At 58.0% G+C, this 13,425-nt stretch carries 28 protein-coding genes; all 28 read right to left on the reverse strand.

The features are described 5' to 3' along the window. Window positions 1–2: 2 nt before the first annotated feature. Window positions 3–398 (reverse strand): 30S ribosomal protein S11, encoded by a 396-nt coding sequence (gene rpsK, locus AC11W3_RS04920; RefSeq protein WP_484088410.1) that lies wholly within the window; start codon window positions 396–398, stop codon window positions 3–5. Between the two features lie 15 nt (window positions 399–413). Continuing rightward, window positions 414–782 (reverse strand): 30S ribosomal protein S13, encoded by a 369-nt coding sequence (gene rpsM, locus AC11W3_RS04925; protein ID WP_484088409.1) that lies wholly within the window; start codon window positions 780–782, stop codon window positions 414–416. 25 nt (window positions 783–807) lie between these two features. Next, window positions 808–921: a 50S ribosomal protein L36 gene (rpmJ, locus tag AC11W3_RS04930; RefSeq protein WP_012529389.1), complete on the reverse strand. Its 114-nt coding sequence runs from the start codon at window positions 919–921 to the stop codon at window positions 808–810. Between the two features lie 33 nt (window positions 922–954). After that, window positions 955–1,701, reverse strand: coding sequence for a type I methionyl aminopeptidase (map, locus tag AC11W3_RS04935; protein WP_484088408.1), 747 nt, complete (start codon window positions 1,699–1,701; stop codon window positions 955–957). A 4-nt stretch (window positions 1,702–1,705) separates the two neighbouring features. Further along, a complete protein-coding gene (locus tag AC11W3_RS04940) occupies window positions 1,706–2,353 on the reverse strand; it encodes an adenylate kinase (RefSeq protein WP_484092589.1) in 648 nt (215 codons plus the stop codon). Between the two features lie 3 nt (window positions 2,354–2,356). Further along, window positions 2,357–3,664: a preprotein translocase subunit SecY gene (gene secY, locus AC11W3_RS04945; protein WP_484088406.1), complete on the reverse strand. Its 1,308-nt coding sequence runs from the start codon at window positions 3,662–3,664 to the stop codon at window positions 2,357–2,359. Window positions 3,665–3,666: 2 nt separating this feature from the next. Further along, window positions 3,667–4,107, reverse strand: a complete 441-nt coding sequence (gene rplO, locus AC11W3_RS04950) for a 50S ribosomal protein L15 (protein WP_484088405.1) — start codon at window positions 4,105–4,107, stop codon at window positions 3,667–3,669. A gap of 19 nt (window positions 4,108–4,126) precedes the next feature. Further along, window positions 4,127–4,303, reverse strand: coding sequence for a 50S ribosomal protein L30 (gene rpmD / locus AC11W3_RS04955; RefSeq protein ID WP_484088404.1), 177 nt, complete (start codon window positions 4,301–4,303; stop codon window positions 4,127–4,129). A 19-nt stretch (window positions 4,304–4,322) separates the two neighbouring features. Then, on the reverse strand, window positions 4,323–4,811 hold the full coding sequence (gene rpsE, locus AC11W3_RS04960) for a 30S ribosomal protein S5 (protein ID WP_484088403.1): 489 nt from the start codon (window positions 4,809–4,811) through the stop codon (window positions 4,323–4,325). 21 nt (window positions 4,812–4,832) lie between these two features. After that, the gene (gene rplR / locus AC11W3_RS04965) at window positions 4,833–5,204 is read right to left on the reverse strand and encodes a 50S ribosomal protein L18 (RefSeq protein WP_484088402.1); all 372 of its coding nucleotides are present in this window, start codon (window positions 5,202–5,204) and stop codon (window positions 4,833–4,835) included. A gap of 21 nt (window positions 5,205–5,225) precedes the next feature. Beyond that, on the reverse strand, window positions 5,226–5,765 hold the full coding sequence (rplF, locus tag AC11W3_RS04970; RefSeq protein WP_484088401.1) for a 50S ribosomal protein L6: 540 nt from the start codon (window positions 5,763–5,765) through the stop codon (window positions 5,226–5,228). A 25-nt stretch (window positions 5,766–5,790) separates the two neighbouring features. Next, entirely contained in the window at window positions 5,791–6,189 is a 399-nt protein-coding gene (gene rpsH, locus AC11W3_RS04975; RefSeq protein ID WP_484088400.1) for a 30S ribosomal protein S8, read from the reverse strand. Window positions 6,190–6,222: 33 nt separating this feature from the next. Beyond that, window positions 6,223–6,408, reverse strand: a complete 186-nt coding sequence (locus AC11W3_RS04980; RefSeq protein ID WP_199384736.1) for a type Z 30S ribosomal protein S14 — start codon at window positions 6,406–6,408, stop codon at window positions 6,223–6,225. Between the two features lie 19 nt (window positions 6,409–6,427). Then, window positions 6,428–6,967 (reverse strand): 50S ribosomal protein L5, encoded by a 540-nt coding sequence (gene rplE / locus AC11W3_RS04985; RefSeq protein WP_484088399.1) that lies wholly within the window; start codon window positions 6,965–6,967, stop codon window positions 6,428–6,430. 15 nt (window positions 6,968–6,982) lie between these two features. Then, window positions 6,983–7,309, reverse strand: coding sequence for a 50S ribosomal protein L24 (gene rplX, locus AC11W3_RS04990; protein ID WP_484088398.1), 327 nt, complete (start codon window positions 7,307–7,309; stop codon window positions 6,983–6,985). Window positions 7,310–7,329: 20 nt separating this feature from the next. Next, entirely contained in the window at window positions 7,330–7,698 is a 369-nt protein-coding gene (rplN, locus tag AC11W3_RS04995; protein WP_484088397.1) for a 50S ribosomal protein L14, read from the reverse strand. Between the two features lie 24 nt (window positions 7,699–7,722). Next, window positions 7,723–7,980 carry a 30S ribosomal protein S17 gene (gene rpsQ, locus AC11W3_RS05000; protein ID WP_484088396.1) on the reverse strand — a complete coding sequence of 86 codons (258 nt, stop codon included), beginning with the start codon at window positions 7,978–7,980 and terminating at the stop codon, window positions 7,723–7,725. A 9-nt stretch (window positions 7,981–7,989) separates the two neighbouring features. Beyond that, a complete protein-coding gene (gene rpmC / locus AC11W3_RS05005; protein ID WP_484088395.1) occupies window positions 7,990–8,178 on the reverse strand; it encodes a 50S ribosomal protein L29 in 189 nt (62 codons plus the stop codon). Then, window positions 8,168–8,590: a 50S ribosomal protein L16 gene (gene rplP / locus AC11W3_RS05010; protein ID WP_484088394.1), complete on the reverse strand. Its 423-nt coding sequence runs from the start codon at window positions 8,588–8,590 to the stop codon at window positions 8,168–8,170. The genes rpmC and rplP overlap by 11 nt, the downstream gene beginning before the upstream one ends. Before the next feature lie 18 nt (window positions 8,591–8,608). Then, the gene (rpsC, locus tag AC11W3_RS05015) at window positions 8,609–9,244 is read right to left on the reverse strand and encodes a 30S ribosomal protein S3 (protein ID WP_484088393.1); all 636 of its coding nucleotides are present in this window, start codon (window positions 9,242–9,244) and stop codon (window positions 8,609–8,611) included. A gap of 23 nt (window positions 9,245–9,267) precedes the next feature. Continuing rightward, on the reverse strand, window positions 9,268–9,603 hold the full coding sequence (gene rplV, locus AC11W3_RS05020) for a 50S ribosomal protein L22 (RefSeq protein ID WP_484088392.1): 336 nt from the start codon (window positions 9,601–9,603) through the stop codon (window positions 9,268–9,270). Window positions 9,604–9,624: 21 nt separating this feature from the next. Beyond that, window positions 9,625–9,906: a 30S ribosomal protein S19 gene (gene rpsS, locus AC11W3_RS05025; protein WP_484088391.1), complete on the reverse strand. Its 282-nt coding sequence runs from the start codon at window positions 9,904–9,906 to the stop codon at window positions 9,625–9,627. Window positions 9,907–9,934: 28 nt separating this feature from the next. Then, window positions 9,935–10,759 (reverse strand): 50S ribosomal protein L2, encoded by an 825-nt coding sequence (rplB, locus tag AC11W3_RS05030; protein WP_484088390.1) that lies wholly within the window; start codon window positions 10,757–10,759, stop codon window positions 9,935–9,937. A 21-nt stretch (window positions 10,760–10,780) separates the two neighbouring features. Then, window positions 10,781–11,065, reverse strand: coding sequence for a 50S ribosomal protein L23 (gene rplW, locus AC11W3_RS05035; RefSeq protein ID WP_484088389.1), 285 nt, complete (start codon window positions 11,063–11,065; stop codon window positions 10,781–10,783). Continuing rightward, window positions 11,062–11,685: a 50S ribosomal protein L4 gene (gene rplD / locus AC11W3_RS05040; protein WP_484088388.1), complete on the reverse strand. Its 624-nt coding sequence runs from the start codon at window positions 11,683–11,685 to the stop codon at window positions 11,062–11,064. The genes rplW and rplD overlap by 4 nt, the downstream gene beginning before the upstream one ends. 18 nt (window positions 11,686–11,703) lie before the next feature. After that, window positions 11,704–12,339, reverse strand: coding sequence for a 50S ribosomal protein L3 (gene rplC, locus AC11W3_RS05045; protein ID WP_484088387.1), 636 nt, complete (start codon window positions 12,337–12,339; stop codon window positions 11,704–11,706). A 26-nt stretch (window positions 12,340–12,365) separates the two neighbouring features. After that, window positions 12,366–12,674: a 30S ribosomal protein S10 gene (rpsJ, locus tag AC11W3_RS05050; protein ID WP_012529365.1), complete on the reverse strand. Its 309-nt coding sequence runs from the start codon at window positions 12,672–12,674 to the stop codon at window positions 12,366–12,368. A gap of 113 nt (window positions 12,675–12,787) precedes the next feature. Continuing rightward, window positions 12,788–13,425: EF-Tu C-terminal domain-related protein (locus tag AC11W3_RS05055; protein ID WP_484092388.1), on the reverse strand; the 638-nt coding region annotated here is incomplete at its 5' end.

The following is a 13,425-nucleotide window of genomic DNA, read 5'->3' on the forward strand; positions in this document are numbered from 1 at the left end:
GCCTAGACTCTTCTTCTCTTCGGGGGACGGCACCCGTTGTGCGGAATCGGGGTAACGTCGCGGATGAAGCTCACCGAGAAGCCGGCGGCCTGCAGGGCGCGCAGAGCGGACTCGCGGCCGGAACCGGGTCCCTTGACGTAGACCTCGATGTTGCGCATCCCGTGCTCCTGGGCCTTCTTGGCGGCGTCCTCGGCTGCCATCTGGGCAGCAAACGGGGTGCTCTTCCTGGAGCCCTTGAAGCCCTTGGCTCCGGAGGTGCACCAAGCCACCACATTACCGACCGGGTCGGTGATGGTGATCATGGTATTGTTGAACGTAGCCTGAATGTGGGCCACGCCATTGGGAATATTCTTTTTCTCTTTCTTCTTCTTAACGACCTTTTTAGCCGGGCTCGCCATTATCCCTCCAGAACCTTATTTCTTCTTGCCAGCGACCGTACGAGCCGGCCCTTTCCTGGTGCGTGCATTGGTCTTGGTCCGCTGTCCGCGGCACGGAAGACCTTTCCTGTGACGAAGCCCCCTGTAGCACCCCAGATCCATGAGACGCTTGATGCTCATGGAAATGTCGCGCCGCAGATCACCCTCGACCTTGACGTTCTTGTCGATGTACTCCCTGATCTTGGAGACTTCCGCCTCGGTCAGATTGTCGCAACGAGTGTCGAAGTCGACTCCGGTGCCTTTGAGAATTTCCTGGGAAAGAGAACGGCCTATGCCGTAGATGTAGGTAAGCGCGATCTCTATTCTCTTATTTTTTGGTAGGTCTACCCCTGCGATACGTGCCAATGCCCGCTCCTCCTAATGGTTACTCTTAGCCCTGTCTCTGTGAATGCTTCGGGGTTTCGCAGATCACCCTGACGATGCCCTTGCGCTTGACGATTTTGCACTTCACACAGATCTTCTTAACAGATGCCCGAACCTTCATAGTTAACTTCCTTTCGAAAACGTAATGCCTATCTTAAAGTTTAGTCAGTATCTCTGGACCATGGTCCGTTACCGCTACCGTGTGCTCGAAGTGAGCGGAGAGTCCGCCGTCGCAGGTCACTGCCGTCCAGCCGTCCTCCAGCACCTTGACCTCATATCCCTTCTCGTTGATCATCGGCTCAATGGCCAGGACCATGCCGGCCTTGAGTTTCGGTCCCTTGCCCGGGGCGCCGAAATTGGCTATCTGCGGTCCTTCGTGCAAATCTTTTCCGATCCCATGCCCCACGAAGTCCCTGACCACGGAGAACCCGCGGGCCTCGACGTGCGACTGAACTGCGTGGGATACATCCGACAGGCGATGTGCGGTGTCCGCCATCTCGATACCCTTGTAGAGCGACTCTTCGGTCGCCCTCAAAAGCCGTGCCGCCACGTCGGAGATCTTTCCTACCGGAAGGGTGATGGCGGCGTCTCCGTAGAAGCCGCCGAGGATGACCCCATAGTCAAGGCTCACGATATCGCCCGGATGGAGCACCCTCGCCGACGGCATCCCGTGAACCACCTGCTCGTTAACCGAGCAGCAAAGCGAAAAGGGGAACCCGCCGTAGCCCTTGAAGGCCGGCTTGGCCTTCCTCTTCAGCGCCTCCCTTTCCGCGTAAGCATCCAGTTCTATCAGTGCCACACCTGGCACCACCAGCTCTTTGAGGCCGGCGAGGATTTCCGCTACAATCCGGCCAGCAGCCCTCATCTTACCGATCTCGGCAGGGGACTTAAGGACGATCACCTGGTCAAGCCTGAATGCGCGAGACGATTTCGGCCTGGATGCCTTCTACCGTCCCGAGCCCGTTAACCGAGCGAAGCAGCCCGCACGACTCGTAGTAAGCGATCAGAGGTGCCGTCTGCTCGTCGTAAACCGCGAGGCGGTGGAGGATGGTGGCTTCCTTGTCATCCTCGCGCTGGAAGAGTTCGGCGGAGCAGGCATCGCAACGACCCGCGACCTTGGGAGGCGCATAGTCGACATGGAAGACGGCGCCGCACTTCGGGCAGGCACGTCTGCCGGTCAGCCTCTTCAGGAGTTCGGTCTTGTCGACGGAGAGCGAGATCACGTGATCCACGCAGCGCCCCAACCCGGTAAGGACCTGCCCGAGAGCATCGGCCTGTGCCACGGTGCGGGGAAAGCCGTCGAGGATGAAACCTTTCTGGCAATCGTCCTGGGCAAGCCGCTCCTCCACGATGCCGATGACAACGGCATCAGGAACCAGGGCGCCCGAGTCCATGTACCCCTTAGCCTTGACCCCCATCGGGGTCTGGTCCTTAACGGCAGCCCGCAGTATATCGCCAGTGGATATCTGCGGGATGCCAAACTTCTCGATCAGCAGCTTTGCCTGGGTACCCTTACCAACGCCCGGGGGCCCCAGGAGAATAAGATTGAGCATCAACTATCTCCTGCCCTGGATGCGGACACCCTTCATGAAGCCCTCGTAACTGCGGGTGATCAGGTGAGCTTCGATCTGGGCCAGAGTATCCATACCTACGCCGACTGCGATAAGCAGTGCGGTACCGCCGAAGTAGAACGGAAGGTTGAACTTGCCGATCAGAATCGAGGGGAGCACGCAGACAGCCGAGATGTAGATGGCTCCGGCAAAGGTCAGCTTGGTGAGCACCGCGTCGAGGAAGTCGGAGGTCTCCTTGCCCGGACGAATGCCCGGGACATAGCCCCCCTGCTTCTTCACGTTGTCAGCGACATCAACAGGGTTGAATGTGACAGCCGTATAGAAATAACAGAAAAAGACGATGAAGGCAACATAAAAGATGTTGTAGAGCCAGTTCCCGGGAGTCAGGCTCTTGGAGGCCTTCTGCACCCAGGGGACGTTGATGAAGTTGCCCACCGTGGCAGGGAACATGATGATCGAGGAGGCGAAGATCGGCGGAATTACGCCGGCCATGTTGACCTTCAGCGGCAGGTGCGAGCTCTGGGCCCCCACCGTCTTCAACCCAACCACCCTTTTCGCGTAATGGATCGGGATCCTGCGCTGACCGCGCTCGATGAAGACCACCGCGGCGATCACCAGGAACATGACGGCAGCCACCAGGAGCAGCACGAAGAGCGAGAGCTCACCGGTCTTGATCAGCCGGAAGCTGTTCCCCAGCGCGGTCGGGATGCGGGCCACGATGCCGGCGAAAATGATCAGCGAGATCCCGTTGCCGATCCCCTTCTCGGACATCTGCTCGCCCAGCCACATGATGAAGGCGGTCCCGGCGGTCAGGGTGACGACCGTGAGGAAGCGGAAGGCCCAACCGGGGTTGGGAACGACCAGTTCGCCGGCCGGCCCCCTCATGGCCTCGAGGCCGATGCTGATACCGAAGCCCTGGATCACCGAGAGAACGATGGTCCCGTAGCGGGTGTACTGGATGATCTTCTTCCTACCCGCATCCCCTTCCTTGGAGAGCTTCTCGACGGCGGGAAGGACAACCGAGAGGAGCTGGAAGATGATGGAGGAGGAGATGTACGGCATGATGCCCAGGGCAAAGACCGTGAGCTTCTCGAGAGCCCCGCCGGAGAACATGTCGAACATCCCGAGCAGGGTACCCTGCGCGGCCTTGAAGAAGTGGGCCAGGGCCTGGGCGTCGATGCCGGGGGTCGGGATGTGACAACCGACACGGTAGACAGCCAGCATGGCGAGGGAGAAAAGGACTCTCTTCTTAAGCTCTGGGATCTTGAAAATGTTCTGGAAGGCTTCTATCAAGACTAGATCTCCTCGATGGTTCCACCTGCAGCAGAGATTTTTTCGCGGGCAGTGGCGCTGAACTTGTGGGCTTTGATGGTCAGAGCACGGGTCAGGTCGCCGGTAGCCAGGACCTTGATACCGTCGCACACGTCGGAGATGATGCCGCTCTTCAGGAGCGCCTCGGCGTCGACCACCGAGCCTGCCTCGAAGACTTCGAGCTGGCAGAGGTTAACCAGGGCGAAGACCTTCTTGGTCAGCGGAGTGAAGCCGCGCTTGGGGAGCCTTCTGTGCATCGGCATCTGGCCGCCTTCGAAGCCGGCCTTGATGGAACCGCCGGAGCGAGCCTTCTGACCCTTGTGACCCTTGGTAGCGGTCTTGCCGTGGCCGGAGCCGGTGCCCCTGCCGATACGTTTCCTATTCTTGTTCGACCCGATGGCCGGTTTAATAGTATTCAATTCCATTGTTATCACCTTTGAGGGATTACTCTTCGACTCTTACCAGATGGGCGACCTTCTTGATCATCCCGCGGATCTCCGGAGTGTCCTGCAGGACCACGGTCTTCTCACGCTTGGTGAGCCCCATGCCGAGCAGGCAGCCTTTCATCTTTTCCGGCTGTCCGATATGGCTCTTTATCAGGGTAACCTTTACTTCAGACATTGTTCAGCTCCTTGACTATCTATTCGGTGAGCCCGCGGCGCGCCATCAGCTCTTCCGGGGTCTTGAGAAGGCTCAGACCGGCGAAGGTGGCCTTCACCACGTTATGCGGGTTGTTGGTGCCCAGGCACTTGGCCAGGACGTTGTGCAGACCGGCGGCCTCGAAGACTGCGCGGGCGGCACCGCCGGCGATAACGCCGGTACCTGCGGAGGCCGGCATCATCAGCACCTTGCCGGCGCCGAAGGAGCCGAGGATCTCGTAGGGGATGGTCTGGCTGCCGACGATGGGAACCTTGATCAGGTTCTTCTTGGCCTGTTCGACACCCTTGCGGATCGCCTCGGGGACCTCGTTGGCCTTACCCAGGCCGTAGCCGACCACACCGTTACCGTCGCCTACCACCACCAGGGCGGAGAAGCTGAACCTGCGACCACCCTTGACCACCTTGGCCACGCGGCTGATATGGACGACCCTATCGGTAAGATTCATTTCACTGGCATTGATCTTAAGCAAACTAATTCCTCCTTACCTGCCCTAGAAGGACAGACCGTTTTCGCGTGCGGCTTCAGCCAGAGCTTTGACTCTACCGTGATAGAGGAAACCGTTGCGGTCGAAAACGACGGCGGTGATCTCCTTTTCAAGGGCCTTCTTGGCGATAGCGGCGCCAACCTTGGTGGCGGCCTCGATGTTCCCGGTGTAGCTCAAGCCCTCGGCAACATCTCCCATAACGGTAGAGGCAGCAACCAGGGTGGCTCCGGTGGTGTCATCAATCAGCTGTGCGTATATGTGGCGTGCGCTCTTGAAGACGTTCAGTCGCGGGCGTGCGGTCGATCCGGTGATCTTCTTCCTGACCCTGGTCTGTCTCTTAAGGCGGGCTGCCTGTTTTTTTTGGGCTAGAGAACTCAAGGCACTTCTCCTTAGCTAATGCTATTTTTTACCGGTTTTGCCGGCTTTTCTCAGAATGGTTTCGTCGGCGTACTTAACACCCTTGCCCTTGTAGGGCTCGGGTCCGCGGAAGGCGCGGATCTTGGCAGCGGTCTGGCCGACCAGCTCCTTGTCGATCCCCAGGACCTTCAGCTTGGTCATCTTCTCGACCTCGACGCTGATCCCGGCGGGGAGCTCGAAGTTGACCGGATGGGAGAAGCCGAGGGAGAGGTTCAGCACGTTACCCTTGACCTCAGCGCGGTAACCTACGCCGTTGATCTCGAGAGCGGTCTCGAAGCCCTTGGAGACGCCGACCACCATGTTGTTGATCAGGGTCCTGGTCAGGCCGTGGGCAGCGCGGCTCTTGTTGGAGTCGTCAGCCCTGTTGACCTGGATCTGGGAGTCGGTGACCTCGACGGAGACCGCGTCAATCACGGTCCGGGAGAGTTTCCCCTTGGGACCCTCAACCCTGATCTCGGGCATGTTGTATATGACTTTCACCCCCGCAGGGATCGCGATGGGAAGTTTTCCTATTCTAGACATGCAAAGCTCCTTAAAGCTGAAATCGCTACCAGACGGTGCAGAGGACCTCGCCGCCGATACCGAGTTCGCGCGCGGTCTTGTCCGTCACAAGGCCCTTGGAGGTCGAGAGGATGGCGACGCCGAGACCGTTTTTGACCTGCTTGATCTTGTCGGCATTGACGTAGACCCGGCCGCCCGGCTTGCTGACCCTCTTGATCTCATTGATGACCGGCTCTTTCTCATCGATGAACTTGAGGTATACGCGCAGAATCCCCTGCTTGCTGTCGGCGATGACCTTAAAGTTCTTAATGAACCCCTCGGTGCGCAGAACCGTGGCAAGGCTGACCTTGAGGTTCGACGACGGGATGTCCACTTTCTGGTGTTTAGCCATACCAGCGTTCCTGATTCTGGTCAGCATGTCGGCTACTGGATCTGTCATGCACATATGAAACTACTCCTCTTTCCTAAATCGGACTTTTTACCAGCTGGATTTTATCACGCCCGGAATCTGACCGGAGTTGGCGAGCTTCCTCAGGCAGATCCTGCACATGTCAAATTTCCGGTAGTAAGCTCTGGGGCGACCGCACAAGGGGCAGCGATTCCTGTCGCGTACCTTGAACTTGTTGCCTCTCTGAGCCTTTATGATCATCGATGTCTTAGCCACGGAGTTCCTCCAAACTTTATTAGTTCCTGAACGGCAGCCCCAGGAGCTTCAGAAGCGCCTTGCCTTCCGCGTCGGTCTTTGCAGTGGTCACGATGGTGATGTTGAGACCCTTGATCTTGTCGACCTTGTCGTAGTCGATCTCGGGGAAGATCAGCTGCTCCTTGACGCCCATGGAGTAGTTACCCTTGCCGTCGAAGGCCTTGCCGGAGATCCCCTTGAAATCGCGAACGCGCGGGAGCGAGACGCTCACCAGGCGGTCCAGGAACTCGTACATCTTGTCGCGGCGTAGCGTCACCGAGCAGCCGATCGGCATCCCCTGGCGCAGCTTGAAGCCTGCGATCGACTTCTTGGCCTTGGTGATGACCGGACGCTGGCCGGCGATGGCGGCGAGTTCCTCCGCGGCGGAGTCGAGTATCTTAACGTTCTGGATGGCCTCGCCCAGACCCATGTTGAGTACGATCTTCACGAGTTTGGGGACTTCCATGACGTTTTTGTAGTTATGGTCCTTCATGAGCTGCGGGACCAGTTCGGTATTGTAAAGCTCAGCTAGCCGTGCCATTCAAATCCTCCAAAACTATTTATCAAAGGACTCGCCGCATTTGACACAGCAGCGCGCCTTCTTGCCGTCTTCCAGGACGGTGACCTTGGTTCTCACCGGCTTCTTGCATTTTTCGCAAAGAAGCATCACGTTGGAGATGTGAAGCGGCGCTTCCTTCTCCACGATCCCACCCTGCTCGGACCCGCGGGCCTTGGTGTGGCGCTTGACCATGTTGATCCCTTCGACGATGACGCCGTCCTTCTTGGGAACTATGGAGACCACTTTACCGCTCTTGGACTTGTCCTTGCCCGAGATCACCACGACGGTATCGTTCTTTTTCACATGTAGCTTTTTGCCCAGCATCGTTATTCTCCAGGATCTTATTAAAGTACCTCGGGGGCGAGGGATATGATCTTCATGAACTTCTTGGCCCGAAGCTCCCTGGCCACGGGTCCGAAGATACGGGTTCCCACCGGCTCCTTGGCGTTGTTGATCACCACGCCCGAGTTGGTATCGAAACGGATGTAGGAGCCGTCGGGACGGCCCACAGCCTTGGCGGTGCGGACCACCACGGCCTTGACGACATCACCCTTCTTGACTTTGGAATTCGGGATGGCCTCTTTGACGGAAGCGACGATGATGTCGCCGATCCCGGCGTAACGGCGCTTGGAGCCGCCCAGCACCTTAATGCAAAAGAGCTTCTTGGCGCCCGAGTTGTCCGCCACATCCAACATTGTCTGCATCTGAATCATTGTAAACTCCCAGCGTCTAAGCTCTTAGGCTCTCGACTCGATAATCTGCCTGATCTTCCAGCGCTTGTCCTTGGAGAGGGGGCGCGTCTCGACGATCAGCACCTTGTCGCCGATCTTGGCGGCGTTGTCGATGTCGTGGGCCTTGTACTTGGCCGACCGCTTGATGTATTTATTGTATACCGGGTGCTTGACCAGACGGTCAACCTTGACCACCGCGGTCTTGTCCATCTTGTCGCTGACGACGATCCCGATCTGGGTTTTCCTGTTACCTCTTTCGCTCATAGCTCTCTCTTACCCTCTCTTTTGGCTGAGTATGGTCTTCACCCTGGCAATGTCCTTCTTGAGAAGGGAAAGCTTAGAGGTATTCTCCAGACGCCCGGTGTGCAGCTGAAACCTCACGTTGAAGAGTTCCTTGGTGAGTTCCGCGCTCTTGGCCTCCAGCTCGGCTGCCGTGGCACTTTTCAATTCGCTAGCCTTCATTGTTTTCCATCCTTGAAATGAATTTGGTGGCAACGGGAAGCTTGTGTGCCGCAAGCCTGAACGCCTCGCGGGCCACTTCCTCGGTGACCCCTTCCATCTCGTACAGGATCCGGCCCGGCTTGATCACGCAGACCCAGGAGTCCGGGGAGCCTTTGCCCTTACCCATACGGGTCTCGGCAGGCTTGGAGGTGAGCGGTTTATCCGGGAAAATCCTGATCCAGATTTTGCCCCCCCTCTTGATATAGCGCGTCATGGCGATACGACCCGCCTCGATCTGGCGGGAATCGAGCCAGCCGCACTCCGTAGCCTGCAGCCCGAACTCGCCGAAGGCGAGGGAGACGCCACGCTGCGGGGTGCCGCTCATGCGCCCCTTCATCTGCTTTCTATGCTTAACTTTTTTGGGCATTAACATCGCAAAAAACTCCTGTTCCTATTTTTTACCGGGGAGCACTTCACCCTTAAAGAGGAGCACTTTAACCCCGATGATACCGTAGGTCGTCTTGGCTTCTGCGAAGCCATAGTCGATGTCCGCACGCAGCGTGTGCAGCGGCACCCTCCCCTCGCGGTACCATTCAGTCCTGGACATCTCTGCCCCGCCCAGACGCCCGGAGCAGGTGATCCGGATACCCTTGGCCCCGAACTTGAGCGTCGAGGTGACGCTCTTCTTCATGGCGCGCCTGAAGGCGATGCGACGCTCGAGCTGCAGAGCCACGTTCTCGGCGACCAGCTGGGCATCCAACTCAGGCTTCCGGACTTCCTGTATGTTAAGATAGACCTCTTTGTCGGTGAGCTTGGCCAGCTCCTTCTTCAAGGTCTCGACTTCGGAGCCCTTCTTACCGATGATGAGACCCGGACGCGCGGTGAAGATGTTGATCTTCGCCTTGCCGGCGGCCCGCTCTATCTCGATCTTGGAAACGCCGGAGTTATACAGCCTTTTCTTGAGGAATGCGCGCAGCTTGATGTCCTCATGAAGAAGCGCCGCATAATCTTTTTCCGCGTACCATCTGGAATCCCAGCTCTTGATAACTCCAAGCCTGAAACCTATAGGATTTACTTTCTGACCCAAAACCTCACCTCCGACCGGTTAGCTTATTTCTTTTCCGCCAGCACAACCGTGATATGGCTGGTCGGTTTTCTGATCTTGCTGGCCCGCCCCATAGCGCGGGGAGTGAAACGCTTCAGCACTGCGCCGCCGTCCACGAAGATGGTCTTGACGAAGAGCTTGTCCACGTCGGAGACACCCTTCTGCTCGGCATTGGCAACAGCCGAAGAGAGGAGCTTCGAGATAAGCTTCGCCGAAGGTTGCGGCGAAAAACGCAGGGTGTTGAGCGCAGACTGAATGCCCTGGCCCCTGACGAGATCCACGACCAGGCGTGTTTTTCTCGGCGAGAGACGGACAGAGGATAATTTAGCCGATGCTTCCATTACATGACTCCTTTAAGAACCTTACTTCTTCTTCAGCTTGCTCTTCTTGTCAGCAGCGTGACCGTAGAAGGTTCTGGTAGGTGAGAACTCGCCCATCTTGTGGCCGACCATGTTCTCCGTGACGAACACAGGGATGAACTTCTTGCCGTTGTGCACCGCGAAGGTGAGCCCGATGAAGTCGGGGGTGATGGTCGATCTGCGCGACCAGGTCTTGATGACCTTCTTGGCACCGGCTAGTTCTGCCTGGACCTTCTTCTCGAGATGCTCGTCGACAAAAGGTCCCTTCTTAATAGATCTTGCCATCTTTAAAATCCTCTATCCGGATGATTTGTTATTTGCTGCGTTTCTTGACGATGAAGCGCGTGGACGTCTTGTTGGTGCGCGTCTTGTAACCCTTGGTCGGGATACCCCACGGGGTTACCGGGTGACGGCCACCCGAGGTACGACCCTCGCCACCGCCGTGCGGGTGGTCGACAGGGTTCATGGCGACACCGCGGACGTGCGGGCGGATGCCCAGCCAGCGGGAGCGGCCGGCCTTGCCGATGGAGACGTTCTCGTGGTCCACGTTCCCTACCTGGCCGATCGTCGCCTTGCAATCCATAAGGATCATGCGGACCTCGGAGGAGGGGAGCTTCACGGTGGCGTATTTGCCTTCCTTGGACATCAGCTGAGCGAAGGTGCCGGCGGAACGCGCAAGCTGTGCCCCCTTGCCGATCTTCATCTCGATGTTGTGGATGATGGTACCAAGCGGAATGAAGCGGATCGGAAGCGTGTTGCCCGGCTTGATGTCAGCCTGCTGGCTGGAGAGGACGGAATCCCCTACCTTGAGCCCAAGCGGTGCCAGGATGTAGCGCTTCTCGCCGTCGACGTAGGAAAGCAGGGCGATGCGTGCGCTCCTGTTCGGGTCGTACTCGATGGAGACGACCTTGGCCGGGATATCGGTCTTGTCGCGACGGAAATCGATGATCCGGTACTTCTGCTTGTGACCGCCCCCGACGTTACGGGAGGTGACGCGACCATTGGAGTTCCTGCCGCCGCTCTTCCTGAGGTTCTCACAGAGGGACTTCTCGGGTTTGGTGGCGGTGATCTCTTCGAAGGTGGAACAGGTCTGGGCCCTTCTCCCCGGAGAAGTCGGTTTGTATGTTTTTATAGCCATTGTCTCAAAACCCCCAGATTTCTAAGCTTCGAAGAAATCGACGTTGGAACCCTCTTTCAGGGTCACATACGCCTTCTTCCAGTTGGAACGCTTGCCCATGCCGCGGACGGTGCGCTTGGTCTTGCCGGCGACGTTGACCGTGTTAACGGAAGCCACCTGGGCATTGAAAAGCTGCTCGACCGCAGCCTTGATCTCTATCTTGTTAGCAGCGCCGTTCACCACGAAGGCGATGACGTTCTTCTCGTCCTTCTCGACCGTGGTCTTCTCGGTGACGAGAGGCTTTTTTATGACGTCATAGATGTTCATGACTGTAACACTCCTTCAACCCTGCGAACGGCAGCCTCGGTGAAGACGACGCTCTGGTATTTCATGATGTCGAAAATATTGAGACCTTCAGGACCCAGCACCTTGACGTGTTTCACATTGCGGGCGGACAGTTCCAAAGTGGGGTTGGCAGTATCCGTGATTACGAGGGTTTTGTCAAGGTTAAAGGCGTTTAGTACCTCGACGAAGCCCTTGGTCTTCACAGCCGGGAGCTCGAAGTTGTTGACCACGGTGATCGCGTCCTTCTTGAAGAGCATGGAGAGGGCGCTCCTCAGAGCAGCCTTCCTGGCTTTCTTGTTCATGGACAGGTCGTAGGTCTTGGGACGCGGGCCAAAGGCCACGCCGCCGCCGGGATACTGAGGAGCCCTGGAGCAACCCTGACGGGCGTTACCGGTCCCCTTCTGCTTGAACGGCTTCTTGCCGCCGCCGCGGACCAGGGCGCGGTTCTTAACCGCAACGGTTCCCTGCCTGCGGTTAGCGAGCTGGATCTTGACAGCCTCGTGGATCAGGTACTCGCGCACGTCGTCGTTGAAGACGGCGTCTGCAAGCTCGATCTCGCCGACCTTGTTTTTCTTGATGTCGAATACGTCTAACTTAGCCATGTCTATCTCCAGCCCCCGTTATTTCTTAGCCTTGACGCTGTCTTTGATCAGCACCACGCCGTTGGCAGAACCGGGGATCGCTCCACCGAGCAGAATCAGATTGTCCTCAGCGTCCACCCGAACCACTGTGAGCCTCTGGACGGTCACTTTCTCGTTACCCATCTGTCCCGGCATCTTCTTGTTCTTGAAGACCCTGGAAGGGGTAGCGGAGCAGCCGATGGAGCCCGGAGCACGGTGGAAGCGGGAACCGTGGCTGGAACGGCCGCCCTTGAAGCCCCAGCGCTTGATGACGCCCTGGAAGCCCTTACCGATGCTGGTCCCGGTCACGTCGACCAGGTCGCCGGCGGCGAAGGCCGAAGCCTCGATGACGTCCCCGATGTTATAGGCATCGGTGCTCTCCATCCGCAGCTCGCGGTAGTGGGTGAAGACACCGGCGCCGGCCCCTTTGCAGTGGCCGACCTGCGCAGCGTTGGCGCGCGAGGCGTCTTTAGGCCCGTAACCGACCTGGATGGCGACGTAACCGTCCTTCTCCACGCTCTTCTTCTGGAGAACCACGCAGGGTCCGGCTTCGACGACGGTGACGGGGATCCGTCTGCCGTCCTCGGCGAATATCTGGGTCATACCCAGCTTTTTCCCAATCAATCCCTTATTCATGGTGACTTCCCTATCCTTGAATTCAATTAAAGCTTGATCTCGACGTCCACACCAGCGGAGAGGTCGAGTTTCATCAGCGCGTCAACGGTCTGCTGGGTCGGCTCGAGGATATCGATCAGTCTCTTGTGAGTCCTGATCTCAAACTGCTCGCGCGACTTCTTATCTACGTGGGGTCCCCGCAGAACGCAGTACTTGTTGATGACAGTCGGCAGCGGGATCGGGCCGGCGACGCGTGCCCCGGTCCTCTTCGCGGTGTCGACGATCTCGCCAACGGAGGTGTCGAGCAGCTTGTGGTCGTATGCTTTCAAGCGGATTCTAATTTTCTGACTAGGCATCTCTTCCTCGTGATGAAACAAGTTTACAGTTTACACTCGACAGTTCCCGGCGGGGCCGCAAGGTGCGAACTCACCGAGAACTGTCTGACTGAAAACCGGATTTTAGGTATTGCTTACTCTATGATGGAGCTGACGACGCCTGCGCCGACGGTGCGGCCGCCTTCGCGGATAGCGAAGCGGAGACCTTCGTCCATGGCGATCGGGGTGATCAGGTTGACGGTGACGGCAACGTTGTCACCAGGCATAACCATCTCGGTGCCCGGCTCGAGGTCAACGACGCCAGTAACGTCAGTGGTCCTGAAGTAGAACTGCGGACGGTAGCCGTTGAAGAACGGGGTGTGACGGCCACCCTCCTCTTTGGAGAGGATGTAGGCTTCTGCCTTGAACTTGGTGTGCGGGGTAATGGAGCCCGGCTTGGCCAAAACCTGGCCGCGCTCGATATCTTCACGCTTGACGCCGCGGAGCAGTGCGCCGATGTTGTCGCCTGCACGCCCTTCGTCGAGGAGCTTGCGGAACATTTCAACGCCGGTGACGGTGGTCTTGGCGGTGGCCTTCATGCCGACGATCTCGACCTCCTCGCCGACCTTCACAATCCCGCGCTCGACGCGGCCGGTAGCGACGGTACCACGACCGGAGATGGAGAAGACGTCCTCGACCGGCATCAGGAAGGGCCTGTCGATGGCGCGCTGCGGCTCCGGGATGTAGGAGTCGACTGCGTCCATCAGCTTCATGATGGCCTGCTCGCCCAGCT

The organism is Geomonas sp. (assembly GCF_056994735.1).

Coding starts and splice junctions, on each gene's coding strand:
- rplD (WP_484088388.1), bottom strand. CDS start 11,685: ATGGCTAAGTTAGACGTATTCGACATCAAGAAAAACAAGGTCGGCGAG.
- rplP (WP_484088394.1), bottom strand. CDS start 8,590: ATGTTAATGCCCAAAAAAGTTAAGCATAGAAAGCAGATGAAGGGGCGC.
- rplF (WP_484088401.1), bottom strand. CDS start 5,765: ATGTCTAGAATAGGAAAACTTCCCATCGCGATCCCTGCGGGGGTGAAA.
- rpmC (WP_484088395.1), bottom strand. CDS start 8,178: ATGAAGGCTAGCGAATTGAAAAGTGCCACGGCAGCCGAGCTGGAGGCC.
- rplN (WP_484088397.1), bottom strand. CDS start 7,698: ATGATTCAGATGCAGACAATGTTGGATGTGGCGGACAACTCGGGCGCC.
- rpmJ (WP_012529389.1), bottom strand. CDS start 921: ATGAAGGTTCGGGCATCTGTTAAGAAGATCTGTGTGAAGTGCAAAATC.
- rplX (WP_484088398.1), bottom strand. CDS start 7,309: ATGCTGGGCAAAAAGCTACATGTGAAAAAGAACGATACCGTCGTGGTG.
- rplE (WP_484088399.1), bottom strand. CDS start 6,967: ATGGCACGGCTAGCTGAGCTTTACAATACCGAACTGGTCCCGCAGCTC.
- AC11W3_RS04940 (WP_484092589.1), bottom strand. CDS start 2,353: ATGCTCAATCTTATTCTCCTGGGGCCCCCGGGCGTTGGTAAGGGTACC.
- rpmD (WP_484088404.1), bottom strand. CDS start 4,303: ATGTCTGAAGTAAAGGTTACCCTGATAAAGAGCCATATCGGACAGCCG.
- rplC (WP_484088387.1), bottom strand. CDS start 12,339: ATGAATAAGGGATTGATTGGGAAAAAGCTGGGTATGACCCAGATATTC.
- rplB (WP_484088390.1), bottom strand. CDS start 10,759: ATGGCTATAAAAACATACAAACCGACTTCTCCGGGGAGAAGGGCCCAG.
- rplV (WP_484088392.1), bottom strand. CDS start 9,603: ATGGAAGCATCGGCTAAATTATCCTCTGTCCGTCTCTCGCCGAGAAAA.
- rplO (WP_484088405.1), bottom strand. CDS start 4,107: ATGGAATTGAATACTATTAAACCGGCCATCGGGTCGAACAAGAATAGG.
- rplW (WP_484088389.1), bottom strand. CDS start 11,065: ATGAACATCTATGACGTCATAAAAAAGCCTCTCGTCACCGAGAAGACC.
- rpsH (WP_484088400.1), bottom strand. CDS start 6,189: ATGTGCATGACAGATCCAGTAGCCGACATGCTGACCAGAATCAGGAAC.
- rpsK (WP_484088410.1), bottom strand. CDS start 398: ATGGCGAGCCCGGCTAAAAAGGTCGTTAAGAAGAAGAAAGAGAAAAAG.
- rpsJ (WP_012529365.1), bottom strand. CDS start 12,674: ATGCCTAGTCAGAAAATTAGAATCCGCTTGAAAGCATACGACCACAAG.
- rpsQ (WP_484088396.1), bottom strand. CDS start 7,980: ATGAGCGAAAGAGGTAACAGGAAAACCCAGATCGGGATCGTCGTCAGC.
- rpsS (WP_484088391.1), bottom strand. CDS start 9,906: ATGGCAAGATCTATTAAGAAGGGACCTTTTGTCGACGAGCATCTCGAG.